We start from the raw sequence: 13,863 nt of genomic DNA, 5'->3' as shown, positions 1-13,863 counted from the left end.
CGCCACCGGCATCAACGCCCACCGCTCCGGAGAGTGGCCGGCTGCGGCTCGGGGCCGGTCGTGGTCGAGACTGGACGGGTGACCGAGGTGAGGACCCGGGGCGAGCACGACTGGACGCCGTGGCGTGCGGTCGTCGCGTTCGGCCTGGTCTCGCTCGCGGCCGACATGGTCTACGAGGGCATGCGGTCGGCCGCCGGACCGTTCCTGGGCGAGCTCGGCGCCTCCGCACTGACCGTCGGCCTGGTGACCGGTGCCGGCGAGGCGATCGCACTCGGGCTCCGGCTGGTCACCGGTCCGGTCGCCGACCGGACCGGGCGGCACTGGGGCCTGACGACCCTCGGCTACGCGCTGACCGCGGTCTGCGTGCCGCTCCTCGCGGTCACCCCGCTGCTGGGGGCCGCGGCCGTCGCCGCCGCCAGCCTGCTGATGCTGACCGAGCGAGCCGGCAAGGCGATCCGCTCACCCTCGAAGTCGACGCTCCTCGCCACGATGGCCGTGCCGGTGGGTCGAGGCCGCGGCTTCGCGGTGCACAAGGCCCTCGACCAGGTCGGCGCGTTCGCCGGCCCGCTGGTCGTCGCGGGTGTCGCCGCGCTCACCGGCCAGCTGGCCCTCGGCTTCCTCGTGCTCGCCGTGCCCGGCGTCGTCTCGCTGGTGCTGCTCGCCCGCCTGCGCCGGCACGCACCGGCCGAGCCGCCGCAGCCGCACGAGGCCGAGGAGGTCTCGGCCGGTCGCCCCGCTCGGCCTCCGCTCCCCCGCTCCTTCCGGCTGTTCGCGTTCTCGTGCTCCGCGAGCACCCTGGGCCTGATGACCTTCGGGCTCATCTCCTACGCGTTCGTCGACACCGGACTGGTGCCGCTCGCCTGGGCCCCCGTCGTGTACGCCGGTGCGATGGCCGTGGAGGCCGTCGCGGCTCTGGCGACCGGGGGCCTCTACGACCGGTCCGGCGCGCGGGTGCTCTACCCCCTCCCCCTGCTCGTGGCCGTGGTCCCGGCACTGGTCTTCGCCGACCGGCTCGCGGTCGTGCTCCTGGGCGTCGCCGTCTGGGGGGTCGCGACCGGGGTCCAGGACTCCACGGTCAAGGCGCTCGTGGCCGACCTGGTCCCGGCCGGGTCGCTGGCGACGGCGTACGGCGTCTTCGCCGCCGCCCAGGGCGGCGCAGCGCTGATCGGTGGGGGCCTCGCCGGACTGCTGTACGCCGACCACCTCGGCGCGCTGGTCGCGGTGGTCGCCGTGCTGCAGGTGGCGTCCTTGGCGACTCTCCTGCTCGCCGTCCGGGAGCGGGATAGGTTCGGACCGTGATCGAGCTGAGCAGGGGCGAGGAGCTGGTGCTGGCCACCGAGGAGGGTGCGCCGGTCACCCACCTCCGGATGGGCCTGGGATGGGACAAGTCCCGCACCGCGGGAGCTGCCGGCAGCGGCCTGCCCGACATCGACCTGGACGCGTCGGCGGTCCAGTTCACCGGTGACCAGCTCTTCGACCTCGCCTTCTACAACAACCTGCGGACCCGCGACGGCTCGGTGGTGCACCTCGGGGACAACCTGACCGGGCGGGGCGACGGCGACGACGAGGTCGTGACGGTGGACCTCGGCCGGGTGCACCCGCCCGTGGACCGGATCGTGCTCCTCGTCAGCAGCTACCAGGGTCACAGCCTGGAGTGGATCGGGCACGCCTACTGCCGACTCGTCGACGACGACAGCGACGTCGAGCTGGCTCGCATCTCCCTGACCGGAGGGGTCCCCGAGACCGGCCTGGTGATGGCGGTGCTCGCGCGCGACCCCGAGGGCTGGCGGGTCCGGGCGGTCGGTGCCGGGATCGCCGTGACCGTCCCGTCGCAGGCGACCGCGAAGCTCCGCCCGTTCCTCTGATCCGACCACCGGTGGTCCAGGCAGGACGTGTCGGGGCCTGCGGCAGCGGGTACCGACGGGCATGGCAGTCCACGGCACGGACCCGACGACGGACCGCACCATCATGTGGGCGGTGGTCCTCGTCATCGGGACGCTCGTCGCGTGGGGCGCCGCCGGCAGCGCCCTCGGCGAGGCACCCGGGTTCGCGACCGCGCTGGTCCTCGGCACCGTCGTGGCCGCCGTCGGCTGGCGCGACCGGATCACCTTCGACCTGATGTGCAACCTCGCGCTGGTCGCCCTGCCCGCCGCGGTCGTCGGGCTGTGCGTGTCCTGACCGGCTACCGGTCGACCAGCCCGCTCTCGACCGCCCACCGGACCGCCTCCGAGCGGCGGGTCACGCCGAGCTTGGCATAGGCGGAGCGGATGTAGGACTTCACGCTGTTGATGCTGAGGTAGAGCTGGTCGGCGATCTCGGGGTTGGTGCGCCCGCGCGCGATCAGCCGCAGGATCTCCTTCTCCCGGCCGGAGAGCCCGAGGCGGTCCTGCACGACCTCCGTCGCGGTGCCCAGGCCGACCAGTCGCTCGACCACCTCCAGCAGCTCGGCGCCCTCGACGGTGAACGGCACCACCGCGACGGCTCCGAGGTCGAGCGCGAGCTGGGCGAGGTCGGGCCGTCCGGCCGGCTGCAGGCCGACGACCGCGCTCGTCGCGGCGAGAGCACCCAGGTCGGTCGGCCGGTCGTCGATCCCGTCCAGGTCGTGCACCACGACATCGGGGTCCCGGCCCCGCGGCGGGCCCTCGAGCACGCGCAGCCTGCCGGAGGAGGTGGCGGAGAGCAGGGTCGACAACCCGGCCCTGACGACCGGGAACCGACTGACGACGACCACCGTTGGCGCCTGCCTGCGCACCCTCGCTCCCTCGACGACTCCCTCCGAGACCGTTCTACCCGGTGCTTCGTCGTCCCGTCGGCCGCGGATGGGATGGCGCGCGACTAGTCCAGACCAGAGCCGACCACGCAGCCCGGGGCGGGCGTCCCGCCCGCGGGGAAGGCCCGGGCGAGCGCGTTGCCGATCCGCGCCGCGCGCGCGGCGTACCCCGCACTGGTGAAGTGGATCCCGTCGGAGACGAACCAGCTGTCGCGCACCTCGGAGCGCCAGTCGTAGACGCGCAGATCGGGGTACCGTCGGCACGCGTCCAGCAGCGCGTCGTCGAAGGCCCGCATGTTGGCGTCGTCGTAGGGGCCGCTGTCCAGCCGGCTCTTGACCGTCAGCCAGAGGACCGGCTCGTGGCCGATGGCGTGCATGAGGAGGTCGATACGCTCGGCGTACGGGTGGACGCCGCCCACGGCCTGGTTGGCCGCGTCGTTGGTGCCCATCGCGACCGTCCAGCACCCGGTGTAGCCCGACGCCCGCAGGGCCTGGACCGCGTCCTCCGCGTTCGGCTCGTCGTGCCAGCGCTCGACGATCGAGCGCGCTCCGCGGATGTCGGTGCGAACCCGTCGGACGCCGTGGCTCTCCAGGCGGGCCGGCAGCCGCAGTGCGGCCTGCGGCAGGTACGCCGGGTCGACCAGGCCGATCGAGGTCGACTCGCCGATGTGTGCGACCGCCCGGCACGAGGTCTGCAGCGGCTGGTCCCGGCGGGTGCCCGCCGCCGACCCGGCGTGTGCCCGGACGGGCGGTGACGGCACCGGGTCGGGGTCCACGACCGTGCCGACGTCGGGTGGGACCGGTGGCAGCCCCGAGCCGGCGAGGGCGGCCTGGGCAGGTGCCGCGCCGTCGTCGTGCTGCCAGGGCACGAGCACGAGCGTCCCGAGGAGGACGAGGCACGCGGCGCTCACCGGCAGGACCGGGACCCGGAGCACCCGCACGGTGCCGCGCACCGGAGGCACGGTGACCTGGCGGATCTGGCGGAACGCCCCGACGAAGCCGTGGCGACGGATCGGATCCTCCACGAACCGCCACGACAGCTCGGCGAGCACCAGGGTGGCACCCACGAGGACGACCGACGTCAGGGCGCGGCTCCCGGCGACCGCGGTCGTGCCGATCGCCACCACGATCGGCATCTGCCACAGGTAGATGCCGTAGGAGCGCTCACCGATCCAGCGCAGCGGCTCGAGGCCGAGTGCTCGGTTCAGCACGCCGCCCGGGACGGCGACCGCCGCGACCGCGGCAGCGGTGGCCACCGAGAGGACGAGGATGCCCCAGTCGTAGAGGCCGAGCGAGTAGTCGTCGGTGCCGGCGACGAGCCACCCGGCGACGACGAGACCGAGGACGCCGGCGACCTGCACGGCGTACCGCACCGCCGCACTGCGGTCCACAGCCGCGACGACCTGCGGCCAGCAGAGGGCGAGCACGGCTCCGACGAGGATGCCGCCGGCCCGGGTGTCGGTGCCCTCGTACGCGCGGGTGTGGTCGAAGCCCGGCACGGCGAGGAGGGACAGGAGCGCGAAGGAGGCGGCCGCCCCGGCGACGGTGGTCGCCACGACCTGGGCCCGGGTGAACCGGAGCCGGAACATCGCGACCAGGAGCAGCGGCCAGAGGAGGTAGAACTGCTCCTCGACCGACAGCGACCACAGGTGGTCCAGCGGCCCGGGCCCCGCGAACCGGTCGAAGTAGGTGTCACCCCGCGCGATCGTGTGCCAGTTCGCGACATAGACCAAGGCGCTCCAGGACTCGCCCCAGCGGCGGCCGAGCGCAGCCCGGTCGACCAGCGCCGTGCCGGCGAGGACGGTCACCAGCACCAGCACGACCGCCGGCAGGAGCCGCCGGGCACGGTGCACCCAGAACCGCTTGAGCTGGAAGCTCCCGGTGCGGTCGTGGCTGGCGACCAGGATCCGGGTGATCAGGAAACCGCTGAGCGTGAAGAACATGCCGACCCCGAGGAGGCCGCCGCTCATCCACGGCACCCCGAGGTGGTAGCCGAGGACCGCAACCACTGCCAGCGCCCGCAGCCCGTCGAGGCCGGGCACGTAGCTGCCGGCCTGCTCCGGGTTCGTCCCTACGGGGCGGGGCATCTGGGCTCCTGGTCGACGGTCGTTGTCGGTGCGGCCGGGCAGGTGCCCACCAGGGGGCACGACCGTACCGAGGTCGCACCCGCGCCCGCCAGCCCACCGGTCCTCCCCAGCATGAGGGTCACGCGCGGCCGCATCGGGAGGGCGCGCCGTCGCCCGGTGCCCATGGCGTCAGGCGGCGACCGGCTGCCGCGCCGCGACGGCGTACGGCGCCAACGTCGGCTCGTCGCGATCGAGCCGGGTCAGGACGAGGGCGAGGACGACGGAGGCGATGCCGACCGGGATGTTGACGAACGCCAGGATCGCGCCGCCGGTGTCCACCAAGGCTGCGCAGTCCCAGAAGCCGTGCAGGACCATCGCGAGCAGCAGGGTCCCCGTGCCACGGCGGAGCAGGTAGAAGGTGGTGCCGGAGAGGAAGGCGAGCCCGACCTGGCCGACTGCGGCCGGTCCACCCCCGAAGACCCAGTTGGGCAGGTGCATGAGGCCGAAGAGCAGCAAGCGCCGCCGGCCTGACGCTCATCTCCACCGGGGCGCTCGTCTTCTGAGGCGACTCGGGGGTCGTCACGTCCGCCTACGACACCGTGCCGACGTCGATGGTCTCGCCGTGGACGAGATCGACCTCCACCTTGAGGCCGCTCGGGACCCTCCCGTTGAGCCGCTCGAGGAGGGTGTCGGAGGACGGCAGCTCGTCCGGCGACTCGACGTGGATGACGAACGTGATGCCGTCGTGGTCGACTCCGGTCACGCGGGCCTTGGGCTCGCTCGCCAGCCATCGGGTCGCCTCCGCGTCGACGGTCGAGGTCCACGACGCGACCAGCCAGACACCGAGGGTGTTGAGACCGAGCGGCACGAGGACGAGCACGAGGAGCGCGCCGAGCTTGAGGTACTGGCGCCGGAGCGAGTGTGCGGCGCCGGCCGGTTCCTTCTCGTATCCCAGGACCGTGAAGACGAAGACGCCCGCGAGGACGAGCGCGACGAAGTTGGACACGAAGAGCAGCAGCGCACCCAGCGCCCACTCGACCTCACCGTCGCCCAGGCACACGCCCACCACCGCGAGCGGCGGGACCAGCGAGATCGCGATCGCGACTCCCGGCAGCACGGCGGCCACGTCGCGCCGGGCCAGCGCCACCGCCCCGGCCAGCCCGGTCGCGACGGCGGCCACCAGGTCCATGAGGTTCGGCGAGACGCGCGAGGTGATCTGGCCGTTGTCGGCGAGGGGTTCGGTGTTGGGGACCAGGGAGAACAGCACACCGACGGCGACCACCAGCACGACCCCGACCGACACGTAGAACAAGGACCCGTTGCGCTGCCCCTTCACCGCAGCGAGGGCCAGCCCCATGATCGGGGTCGACAGCGGAGCGATGATCATGGCGCCGATGACAGTCGCCGTGGAGTCGGTGAGCACGCCGGCGGTCGCGATGACCGACGACAGCACGAGCATCGTCCAGAAGGCCGTGGTCTTCGACCGACGGTCCCCCTGCCGCAGCACCAGGTCGTCGGTCAGCTGCTCGAGGGTGCGTCGCTGCTGCTGGGGGACGAGGCGGGCACGGATGTTCCGGGACACGGCGTCATTCTCGACGAGTCGCTAGGGACGCACCGAGGATTGCCCGAGATCTCAGGGCGACACCTCCTACGGCGCGACGGGCGCGAACGAGCCGAGGTCCTCGCCCGCACCGTGCACGACGACGTATGACGACTCGGGCACCTCGCGCCACGCACCCTGCAGGTCGCCCAGGGGCTCGGAGACCACGAGCCGCGCGTCGTCGGACAGCTCGTGCAACATCGGGTTGTCGGGGTACTGGTCGCGCAGCGTCGACACGTCGGTGCTGTGGAACAGCGACCGCGAGTCGTGGACGCTGGAGTAGCGGAACGCCCAGGTGGTCGACCCGTCGGTGGTCGCGACCGTCATCTGGATCGGCTGCTGCACGCCGTGGCGGCGCCCGGCCTCCTCGATGACCCCGACCGCGCGGGCGACCGCGGCAGGTGGGTCGTCGCGCAACCCGAAGCTGAGGGCGAGGTAGAAGAAGAGCTCGGAGTCCGTGGAGCCCTCGATGTCGGCGAACAGCGCCGGGTCGACGGCGACCGCGAGGTCGCGCTTGACGAGGTGGAAGTCCCCGATGACGCCGTTGTGCATCCACAGCCAGTTCTCGTGGCGGAAGGGGTGGCAGTTCGACTGCTGCACCGCGGTCCCCGTGGTGGCCCGGATGTGCGCGAACACCCGCCGCGAGGAGGTGACCCCCGACAGGTCGCGCAGGTTGCGGTCGTTCCACGCGGGCTCGGTGCTGCGGTAGGCACCGGGCCGGCCCTGGTCGTCGTACCACCCGATGCCGAAGCCGTCGCCGTTGACCGTGGTCGCCCCCAGCTGCGAGTGCATGCTCTGCATGACCAGGGAGTTCTTCGGCTTGAACAGCAGCTCCTCCAGTCGCACCGGCGCGCCCGAGTAGGCCAACCATCGACACATGTCCTGCCTCCTGCCCCGGGTCGCCCGACCCGGCTCTCGGACCGACTGTCCTCCGCGGGACCGGCCGCTCCTAGAGGCCATGGTCCCGACCCCGAAGCACCTGCTTGACACCTGTCTGAACACCTGCTCGAATCGCGTGGTGGTCACGTCCAGCCGCTACGCCGACCTCACCCACGGCGCGCTGGCCGGACTGGTCCCCGAGCTGCTGCTGACCGGCCACCTCATCGACCGGGCCGGCATGGCGTTCTGCATCGAGGCGTTCGGCCAGCAGGGGATGACCGACGTCGCCATCGAGGAGTGGGCCGGCGCGAGCCCCCTCTACACCCGCCGGATGCAGCGGGCGCTGCGGTTCGAGGGCGACGACGTCGTGACGATCTTCAAGGGCATGCAGCTGGAGATCGGCGCGCCCCCGCAGTTCATGGACTTCCGCTACTCCGTGACCGACCGTGACCACGGCGCGTTCCACCTCGACCACTGCGGCGCGCTCCTGGACGTCGAGCCGATGGGTGAGTCCTACGTACGGGCGATGTGCCACGACATCGAGGACCCCACCTTCGACGCGACCGCCGTCGCCACCAATCCCCGGGCCCGGGTGCGCCCCGTGCACCGCCCACCGCGGCACCCCGCCGACCGGCAGCCGCACTGCGCCTGGACCGTCACCATCGACGCGGACTCCCCGGAGGTCCAGCCGATCCCGGCGCTCGCGGTGAACGCCCGCAGCCGGGCCGCCGGGCTGGAGCTCGCCGAGGTAGACCGCAGCCAGCCGGGCCTGGCCGACTACAGCGGACCGCTGGTCGACGACGTCGACTTCACCGCGTTCTCGCACTCGGCGCTGGTCCGGATCGCCGACGAGGTCTGCCTGCAGATGCACCTGCTCAACCTGTCGTTCCTCCTGGCCGTGCGGGCCCGCACCACCGACGAGGCGACCGCCCGACGGATCGCGGTGCGTCAGCTGACCGGGCACGCCGGACTGACCGCCGAGCGGCTCCACCGGGCGCTCGGCCTGCCCGCCACCCCCGAGGGCGCGGCGCGCCTGCTCGAGCTGCACCCGCTGGCCAACCCGGCGGCGTACGTCGACCTCGCCCGCGACGGCGCCACGGTCACGGTCCGACGGTCACCGGCGCACGAGGACGGCGCGTGGATCGCGCTCTGCGGACCGGGCAGCACCGCACCGCTGCAGGCGGTCGTCCGGGCGGTCGACCCGCACCTCGACGTCGACGTGACCGGCTCCGCGACCGAGTGGGTCGCGACCGTCGTCCGCACCGACGTCGCCGCCCCCGAGGCCGGCGAGGTCGCGGTCGCCAGGCTCAGCGGCGGCGCCCGCTTCAGCTTCGAGCCGCGCCGGTCGCTGCCGATCTTCACGGCCTGAGGGGCCGGATGAATCCCCGGTCAGCCGGGGATTCATCCGGGGTTGTCAGGGGTTGCGTGACGTTGTCAGGGGTTGCAACGCCTGACAACGACAGGTTGAGCCTGACCGGCCTCCCGGCCTCCCGCCTCCCGGCCCCGGCCTCCCGCCCCGGCACAGGTCACTCCCCCAGCGCGTCGATCAGCCGCTCGGCCTCCTCGCCCGCGGCCCAGCGCGGGACGACGAAGAGGCCCTCGGCCTCGACGGTGACACCGTCGGGGTCGGCGACGGTGGCCTCGACCACGACCTTGCGGCCCTCCTCGCGGACCACCCGGCCCTCGAGGCGCACCGGTCCGAGCGGCGTGCCGCGGCGGTAGCGCAGGGTCAGGGTGCCGGTGAAGGTCACCCGCCGGTGCCCGCTGGCGGTCTCCCCCATCAGGTGGTCGAGCAGGAGGGCGGTCACGCCACCGTGGACCAGGCCGGGCGGGCCCTCGTACGCCGCGCCGAGCACCACGTCGGCGTGCACGAGGCCCGAGGAGTCGTGGACGACCTCCATCGGCACCGCCACGGCGTTGCGCTGGCCGACGACCGCGTTGCCCCAGCTCCAGCTCCGGCCCTCGGAGTTGTAGCGCACGCCCGCGGGGCCGGGGAGCTCCGCGGCCCGCAGCCGCGCCGTCAGCGCCTCGACCTCGGCCTGCACCGCTCGCACCTCGTCCTCGGCCACCGTGGTGCGGATGGTCGCGTCGACCAGCGACCGCACCGCGTCCGCCAGCCCACGGTGCAGCGCCTCGAGCCGGTCCACCTCGGCGGTCGGCGTCTCGTCGTGGACGAAGCTGCCCAGGCTCATCCGTCGGCGCCGCGCCGGCGCGCCTTCGCGATCGTGTCCTCCACGATCGAGCTCAGCCGCGCGCCGTTGGGCCACCCGGCGTAGTGGCACAGGAAGATCACGATCTCGCGCAGCTCGTCCTCGTCGAGCTCCCCGGCGGCGTACGCCGCAGGCACCTGGATGGTCAGCACGTCGTGACCGCCGCTGCCGGCGAGCAGCCCGATCAGCAGCAGGCGCCGGTCGCGGTCACTGAGGCCGGGCCGGTTCCAGATGTCGGCGAAGAGGTGGTCGGCGGTGTAGCGGAAGAAGTCGCCACTGCCGTCGGTCATGTCGAACCCGTAGACCTGCTCCATCCGCTCCAGCCCCCGCCGCCGCACCTCCGGCAGGTCGTCGAACTTGCTCATGCCAGTCCCAGCTCCTTCCCCAGCCTCGGCAGCGCGTCCCGCGCCATGGGTACGTCGACGCCGAGCTCGTCGGCGAGCGCGATCGCGAACGTCAGGTCCTTCTCGCCCAGCGCCACCACGTGCTCCATCACGCCGTGCCAGAAGTCATCCGGCGCGATCGGCGCGGTCGTGTCGCGCAGCATGATCGCCCCCGGGCCACCCGTGATCGCGTCGGTGTGCCGGACCACCCGGCCCAGCTCAGCGACGTCGAGCCCCGCGGCCTCGGCGAGGCGCGAGGCCTCCATGGCTGCGGTGAAGGACACGAAGTGCAGCAGGTTGCGCGCCAGCTTGAAGCGGGTGCCGGCACCGACCGGTCCGGCGTGCACCACCTTCGAGCCCATCGCCTCCAGCGCTGGGCGGGCGGTCTCGAAGGCGTCGTCCGGACCTCCCACGAGGATCGCGAGCGACCCTGCGGCCGCCCCCATCGGGCCGCCCGACACGGGGGCGTCCAGCACCCGGTGCCCCGCCGCCGCGAGCTCGGCGGGCGTCCCGGGAGCAACCGTCGAGTGGACGACCAGCACCGGGTCCGGCCCGACCTCGCCGGCGACCGCGCGCACCTGGTCGTCGTCGCGCACCATCACGCACACCACGTCGACCTGCGCGGCGAGCTCCCCGACACTCCCCGCCGCGGTCGCGCCGGCCGCGACGAGCTCCTCGACGGGCTCGGGCACGACGTCGTGGACGCGGACGTCGATGCCCTCCGCCGCGGCCAGCCGCAGCGCCATCGGCTTCCCGATGTTGCCGAGCCCGACGAAGCCGACCCGGAGGTGGCGTGACGTGATCATGGCCGGAACGTCTGTCCGCCGTCGACCGCGACGATCTGCCCGGTCACCCACGACGACTCGTCGGAGAGCAGGAAGAGGCAGGCGCCGACCATGTCCTCCGGCTGGCCCATCCGCTTGATCGCGAGGTTCTTGACCAGCTCCTTCGCGGCGTCGCCCGCCTGTGTCCGCGTCGCGGCGGTGTCGGTGGGGCCGGGCGCGATCGCGTTGACCCGGATGCCCATGCCCCCGAGCTCGTGCGCCAGCTGCTGCGTCAGACCGTTGACGCCCACCTTGGCCAATCCGTAGAAGCCCGAGTAGAGGTAGGCCGCGGTGCTGGACTGGTTGACGATCGAGCCGCCGCCTCGGCGCTGCATGGACCCGTACGCCGCGCGGGTCATCACCAGGGCCCCGTCCATGTTCACCGACATGAAGCGGCGGTAGTAGTCCCAGTCCACGCTGATGAGCAGGTCGAACTGCATGTCGCCGTAGATCGCCGCGTTGTTGACCAGACCGTCGATGCCGCCGTACTCGGCCTCGGTCACCTCGACCAGGGCGGCGGCGGACTCGTGGGATGAGACGTCGGTGCGCACGAACAGGGCCCGCCCACCGGCTTCGCGGATCTCCCCCGCCACCCGCTCGCCGGAGTCGGTGTTGAGGTCGGCGACGACCACCGCGGCGCCCTCGACCGCCAGCGCCCGCGCGTACGCCTCGCCGATGCCCTGCGCCGCGCCGGTGACGACGACGACCTTGTCCTGGAACCTCATGGGTTGCTGCTGCCTTTCGTCTCAGGGGTCTCGATACGCCGCTCGTTCCTCGCGGCTACTCGACCACCGATCGCTCTCGCCGGTCGAGTAGCCGTCGCGAGGGACGAGCGACGGCGTATCGAGACCTCACGCGGGCTCCGCCACGACTTTGGTCTCCAGGTACTCCTCGAAGCCGGCGACGCCCATCTCCCGGCCGATGCCGGACTGCTTGTAGCCGCCGAAGGGCGCGTCCGGGCTGAACCAGACGCCGCCGTTGACCGCGACCGTGCCGGTGCGGATCCGCGCGGCGACCGCCTTCGCGCGCTCGAGCGAGCCGGACTCGACCGACCCCGACAGGCCGTAGGCGGAGTCGTTGGCGATGCGCACGGCGTCGTCGTCGCCGTCGTGGGGGACGACGACCAGGACGGGGCCGAAGATCTCCTCCTGCGCCAGCCGCGAGGAGTTGTCGAGACCGGCGACGACGGTGGGCTCCACCCAGAACCCCGGCCGGTCGATCACGTGGCCCCCCGTCGCGAACGTCGCGCCCTCCTCCTCGGCCAGCCGCAGGTACGCCGCCACCCGGTCGCGCTGGGCCCGGGAGATGACCGGTCCGCAGATCGCGCCAGGATCGGCGGGGTCCGCGACCCCGATGGACTCCATCGTGGCCGCGGCGACCTGCACCGCCTCGTCGTACCGCTCGCGGGGGACGACCAGCCGGGTGGTGATCGCGCACCCCTGGCCGGCGTGGATGCACGCGGCGAACGCGGTCGCCCCGGCGGCCGACGCCACGTCGGCGTCGTCGAGCACGACCGCCGCGGACTTGCCACCGAGCTCGAGGAACACCTTCTTCAGCGTCGGTGCGGCGGCGGCCATGATCGCCCGGCCGGTCGCGGTGGAGCCCGTGAAGGACACCATGTCGACGCGAGGGTCGGTGCCCAGCACCGCCGCGACCTCGTTGGACCGCGGCGTGACGACGTTGAAGACACCGGACGGCATGTCCGTGTGCTCGGCGACCAGCCGGCCGAGCTCGCACGCGAGCCATGGGGTGTCCGGTGCCGGCTTGAGCACCACCGTGCACCCGGCGGCCAGCGCCGGACCGACCTTGGCCAGGTTGATCTGGGTCGGCACGTTCCACGGCGTGATGGCGGCGACGACGCCGACGGGCTCGCGGCGCACCGTCCGGCGCGAGGCGATGCCCATCGGGTGCGCGACGCCGAGGTCGGTCTCGAAGTCGTAGGACTCCAGCAGGTCCGTCACCCACCGCAGGCCGTCGACGGGCACGTCGAAGCCGGCTGCGCCCATCATGAAGCCGGGCATGCCGACCTCGGCCGTCGTCAGTGCCTTGAACGCATCGGCGTCGTCCAGGAGCGCGGTGTGCAGCTGGCGCAGGCAGCGGACCCGCAGCTCCCGGTCGGTGGCCCACCCGGACTCGTCGAAGGCGCGCCGCGCCGCGGCGATCGCAGCGTCGACGTCGGCGGCCGTCCCGTCGGGGGCGACGCCGATCTCCTCCCCCGTCGCCGGGTCGACGATCGGGTACGTCGTCCGGCCGGACGCGCCCGCGAGCCTCCCGTCGACCAGCTGCTGGGCGGGCGGCGGCAGGCTCACGACGTGGGCTCCTGCGTCACGAACTCGCCCGCCTCGACCGGCGGCGGCCACACCGTGGACGGCAGGTCCTCGGGCCGGTAGTGGCCGGGAACGCCGAGACCGAAGACCTTGAGCCGCTCGAGCAGGGAGTCGGGCGCCTTGCCCGACGCGACGACCGCGCCCATCGTGTGTGCCATCGCGCCGAAGTCGAACCAGTCGCGCTGCCAGGCGATCCGCACCTCACCCGCGTCCGAGCCGGCGGTCTGCCGCTCGACGCCGAACCAGCTGCCACCCAGCCCGGGGACCTCGAACTCGCGGCCGGTCGCGTCGTCGACGATGCCGGAGCGCTGCTTCCAGAAGCCCACGATCATCGCGTTCTTCTCGTCGATCACGGTGGCCAGGTAGTCGTAGTGCCAGCCGTCGAAGCCGTCCATCTCGATGCCGATCGCCCAGTCCCGGATCTGGTCGCGGCCGACGGCCATGAAGTGCTCGTCGGGGGTCAGCATCCAGCCGTACGTCGCGTCCTCGGCGTAGCTGTCGGCCAGCACCCGCCAGTCGCCGGTACGCTCGGCCTCGCGGTTGACCGCCAGCCAGGAGTCCCAGAACTCCTCCATCTCGGTGCGGGTCAGGGACATCCTCACTCCTCCTCGAGGGCAAGTGCCATGGCCGGGCAGTAGCGCACGGCCGCCTCCACCTGGGGACGCAGGGACGGGTCCGGGTGCTCCTGGAGCACCGTCACCTGGTCGGTCCCGTCGTCGAAGCCGAACACGTCCGGCGCCTCGCCCTGGCACATCTGGTGCCCCTGGCACAGGCCGCGGTCGGCCACCACCCGCAAGCTCATCG

General features: G+C 72.9%; 16 protein-coding genes. 4 read left to right on the top strand and 12 right to left on the bottom strand.

Annotation, left to right across the window (positions count from 1 at the left end; all coding sequences use genetic code 11):
• Positions 1 to 78: 78 nt before the first annotated feature.
• The 3 genes from ACILRH_RS08745 to ACILRH_RS08735 all read left to right on the top strand — a co-directional run bounded on the left by ACILRH_RS08745 (position 79) and on the right by ACILRH_RS08735 (position 2,178).
• Positions 79 to 1,299, top strand: coding sequence for an MFS transporter (locus ACILRH_RS08745; protein WP_395692462.1), 1,221 nt, complete (start codon positions 79 to 81; stop codon positions 1,297 to 1,299).
• Complete coding sequence (locus tag ACILRH_RS08740; RefSeq protein ID WP_395692460.1) at positions 1,296 to 1,865, top strand: TerD family protein; 570 nt, start codon at positions 1,296 to 1,298, stop codon at positions 1,863 to 1,865. Before ACILRH_RS08745 ends, ACILRH_RS08740 begins: the two co-directional genes overlap by 4 nt.
• Positions 1,866 to 1,926: 61 nt before the next feature.
• The gene (locus ACILRH_RS08735) at positions 1,927 to 2,178 is read left to right on the top strand and encodes a hypothetical protein (protein ID WP_395692458.1); all 252 of its coding nucleotides are present in this window, start codon (positions 1,927 to 1,929) and stop codon (positions 2,176 to 2,178) included.
• 4 nt (positions 2,179 to 2,182) lie between these two features.
• Here ACILRH_RS08735 and ACILRH_RS08730 read toward each other — a convergent pair whose 3' ends face one another.
• The 5 genes from ACILRH_RS08730 to ACILRH_RS08710 form a co-directional block, all read right to left on the bottom strand.
• Positions 2,183 to 2,731 (bottom strand): response regulator transcription factor, encoded by a 549-nt coding sequence (locus ACILRH_RS08730; protein ID WP_395692456.1) that lies wholly within the window; start codon positions 2,729 to 2,731, stop codon positions 2,183 to 2,185.
• Between the two features lie 104 nt (positions 2,732 to 2,835).
• Positions 2,836 to 4,857, bottom strand: coding sequence for an acyltransferase family protein (locus tag ACILRH_RS08725; protein WP_395692455.1), 2,022 nt, complete (start codon positions 4,855 to 4,857; stop codon positions 2,836 to 2,838).
• Positions 4,858 to 5,025: 168 nt separating this feature from the next.
• Positions 5,026 to 5,352 carry a type II CAAX prenyl endopeptidase Rce1 family protein gene (locus ACILRH_RS08720; protein ID WP_395692454.1) on the bottom strand — a complete coding sequence of 109 codons (327 nt, stop codon included), beginning with the start codon at positions 5,350 to 5,352 and terminating at the stop codon, positions 5,026 to 5,028.
• A gap of 73 nt (positions 5,353 to 5,425) precedes the next feature.
• Complete coding sequence (locus ACILRH_RS08715) at positions 5,426 to 6,418, bottom strand: TIGR00341 family protein (protein WP_395692452.1); 993 nt, start codon at positions 6,416 to 6,418, stop codon at positions 5,426 to 5,428.
• Positions 6,419 to 6,484: 66 nt separating this feature from the next.
• A complete protein-coding gene (locus ACILRH_RS08710) occupies positions 6,485 to 7,315 on the bottom strand; it encodes a class II glutamine amidotransferase (RefSeq protein ID WP_395692450.1) in 831 nt (276 codons plus the stop codon).
• A gap of 139 nt (positions 7,316 to 7,454) precedes the next feature.
• Between ACILRH_RS08710 and ACILRH_RS08705 the strand changes: the two genes are divergently transcribed.
• Positions 7,455 to 8,684, top strand: a complete 1,230-nt coding sequence (locus ACILRH_RS08705) for a hypothetical protein (RefSeq protein WP_395692449.1) — start codon at positions 7,455 to 7,457, stop codon at positions 8,682 to 8,684.
• Between the two features lie 157 nt (positions 8,685 to 8,841).
• On the opposite strand, the gene ACILRH_RS08700 is transcribed toward ACILRH_RS08705, so the two are convergent.
• The 7 genes from ACILRH_RS08700 to ACILRH_RS08670 form a co-directional block, all read right to left on the bottom strand.
• Positions 8,842 to 9,507 carry a PaaI family thioesterase gene (locus ACILRH_RS08700; protein ID WP_395692448.1) on the bottom strand — a complete coding sequence of 222 codons (666 nt, stop codon included), beginning with the start codon at positions 9,505 to 9,507 and terminating at the stop codon, positions 8,842 to 8,844.
• Complete coding sequence (locus ACILRH_RS08695) at positions 9,504 to 9,890, bottom strand: carboxymuconolactone decarboxylase family protein (protein WP_395692446.1); 387 nt, start codon at positions 9,888 to 9,890, stop codon at positions 9,504 to 9,506. Before ACILRH_RS08695 ends, ACILRH_RS08700 begins: the two co-directional genes overlap by 4 nt.
• A complete protein-coding gene (locus ACILRH_RS08690; RefSeq protein ID WP_395692444.1) occupies positions 9,887 to 10,765 on the bottom strand; it encodes an NAD(P)-dependent oxidoreductase in 879 nt (292 codons plus the stop codon). Before ACILRH_RS08690 ends, ACILRH_RS08695 begins: the two co-directional genes overlap by 4 nt.
• Complete coding sequence (locus ACILRH_RS08685) at positions 10,711 to 11,457, bottom strand: SDR family oxidoreductase (RefSeq protein ID WP_395692442.1); 747 nt, start codon at positions 11,455 to 11,457, stop codon at positions 10,711 to 10,713. Before ACILRH_RS08685 ends, ACILRH_RS08690 begins: the two co-directional genes overlap by 55 nt.
• A 126-nt stretch (positions 11,458 to 11,583) precedes the next feature.
• A complete protein-coding gene (locus tag ACILRH_RS08680) occupies positions 11,584 to 13,041 on the bottom strand; it encodes an aldehyde dehydrogenase (protein ID WP_395692440.1) in 1,458 nt (485 codons plus the stop codon).
• Positions 13,038 to 13,655, bottom strand: a complete 618-nt coding sequence (locus ACILRH_RS08675) for a hypothetical protein (RefSeq protein ID WP_395692438.1) — start codon at positions 13,653 to 13,655, stop codon at positions 13,038 to 13,040. Before ACILRH_RS08675 ends, ACILRH_RS08680 begins: the two co-directional genes overlap by 4 nt.
• 2 nt (positions 13,656 to 13,657) lie before the next feature.
• Positions 13,658 to 13,861: a ferredoxin gene (locus ACILRH_RS08670; protein ID WP_395692437.1), complete on the bottom strand. Its 204-nt coding sequence runs from the start codon at positions 13,859 to 13,861 to the stop codon at positions 13,658 to 13,660.
• Positions 13,862 to 13,863 lie beyond the last annotated feature (2 nt).

It is taken from the genome of Nocardioides sp. (assembly GCF_044226765.1).
Taxonomy (GTDB): domain Bacteria; phylum Actinomycetota; class Actinomycetes; order Propionibacteriales; family Nocardioidaceae; genus Nocardioides.
Note: the sequence above shows the minus strand (reverse complement) of the source record. Positions and strands in the feature narration are given on the sequence as shown.

Excerpts from the sequence above, each read along its gene's own strand:
- ACILRH_RS08670 (WP_395692437.1), bottom strand. The coding sequence starts at position 13,861 with ATGAGCTTGCGGGTGGTGGCCGACCGCGGCCTGTGCCAGGGGCACCAG.
- ACILRH_RS08685 (WP_395692442.1), bottom strand. The coding sequence starts at position 11,457 with ATGAGGTTCCAGGACAAGGTCGTCGTCGTCACCGGCGCGGCGCAGGGC.
- ACILRH_RS08700 (WP_395692448.1), bottom strand. The coding sequence starts at position 9,507 with ATGAGCCTGGGCAGCTTCGTCCACGACGAGACGCCGACCGCCGAGGTG.
- ACILRH_RS08695 (WP_395692446.1), bottom strand. The coding sequence starts at position 9,890 with ATGAGCAAGTTCGACGACCTGCCGGAGGTGCGGCGGCGGGGGCTGGAG.
- ACILRH_RS08710 (WP_395692450.1), bottom strand. The coding sequence starts at position 7,315 with ATGTGTCGATGGTTGGCCTACTCGGGCGCGCCGGTGCGACTGGAGGAG.
- ACILRH_RS08725 (WP_395692455.1), bottom strand. The coding sequence starts at position 4,857 with ATGCCCCGCCCCGTAGGGACGAACCCGGAGCAGGCCGGCAGCTACGTG.
- ACILRH_RS08735 (WP_395692458.1), top strand. The coding sequence starts at position 1,927 with ATGGCAGTCCACGGCACGGACCCGACGACGGACCGCACCATCATGTGG.
- ACILRH_RS08675 (WP_395692438.1), bottom strand. The coding sequence starts at position 13,655 with ATGTCCCTGACCCGCACCGAGATGGAGGAGTTCTGGGACTCCTGGCTG.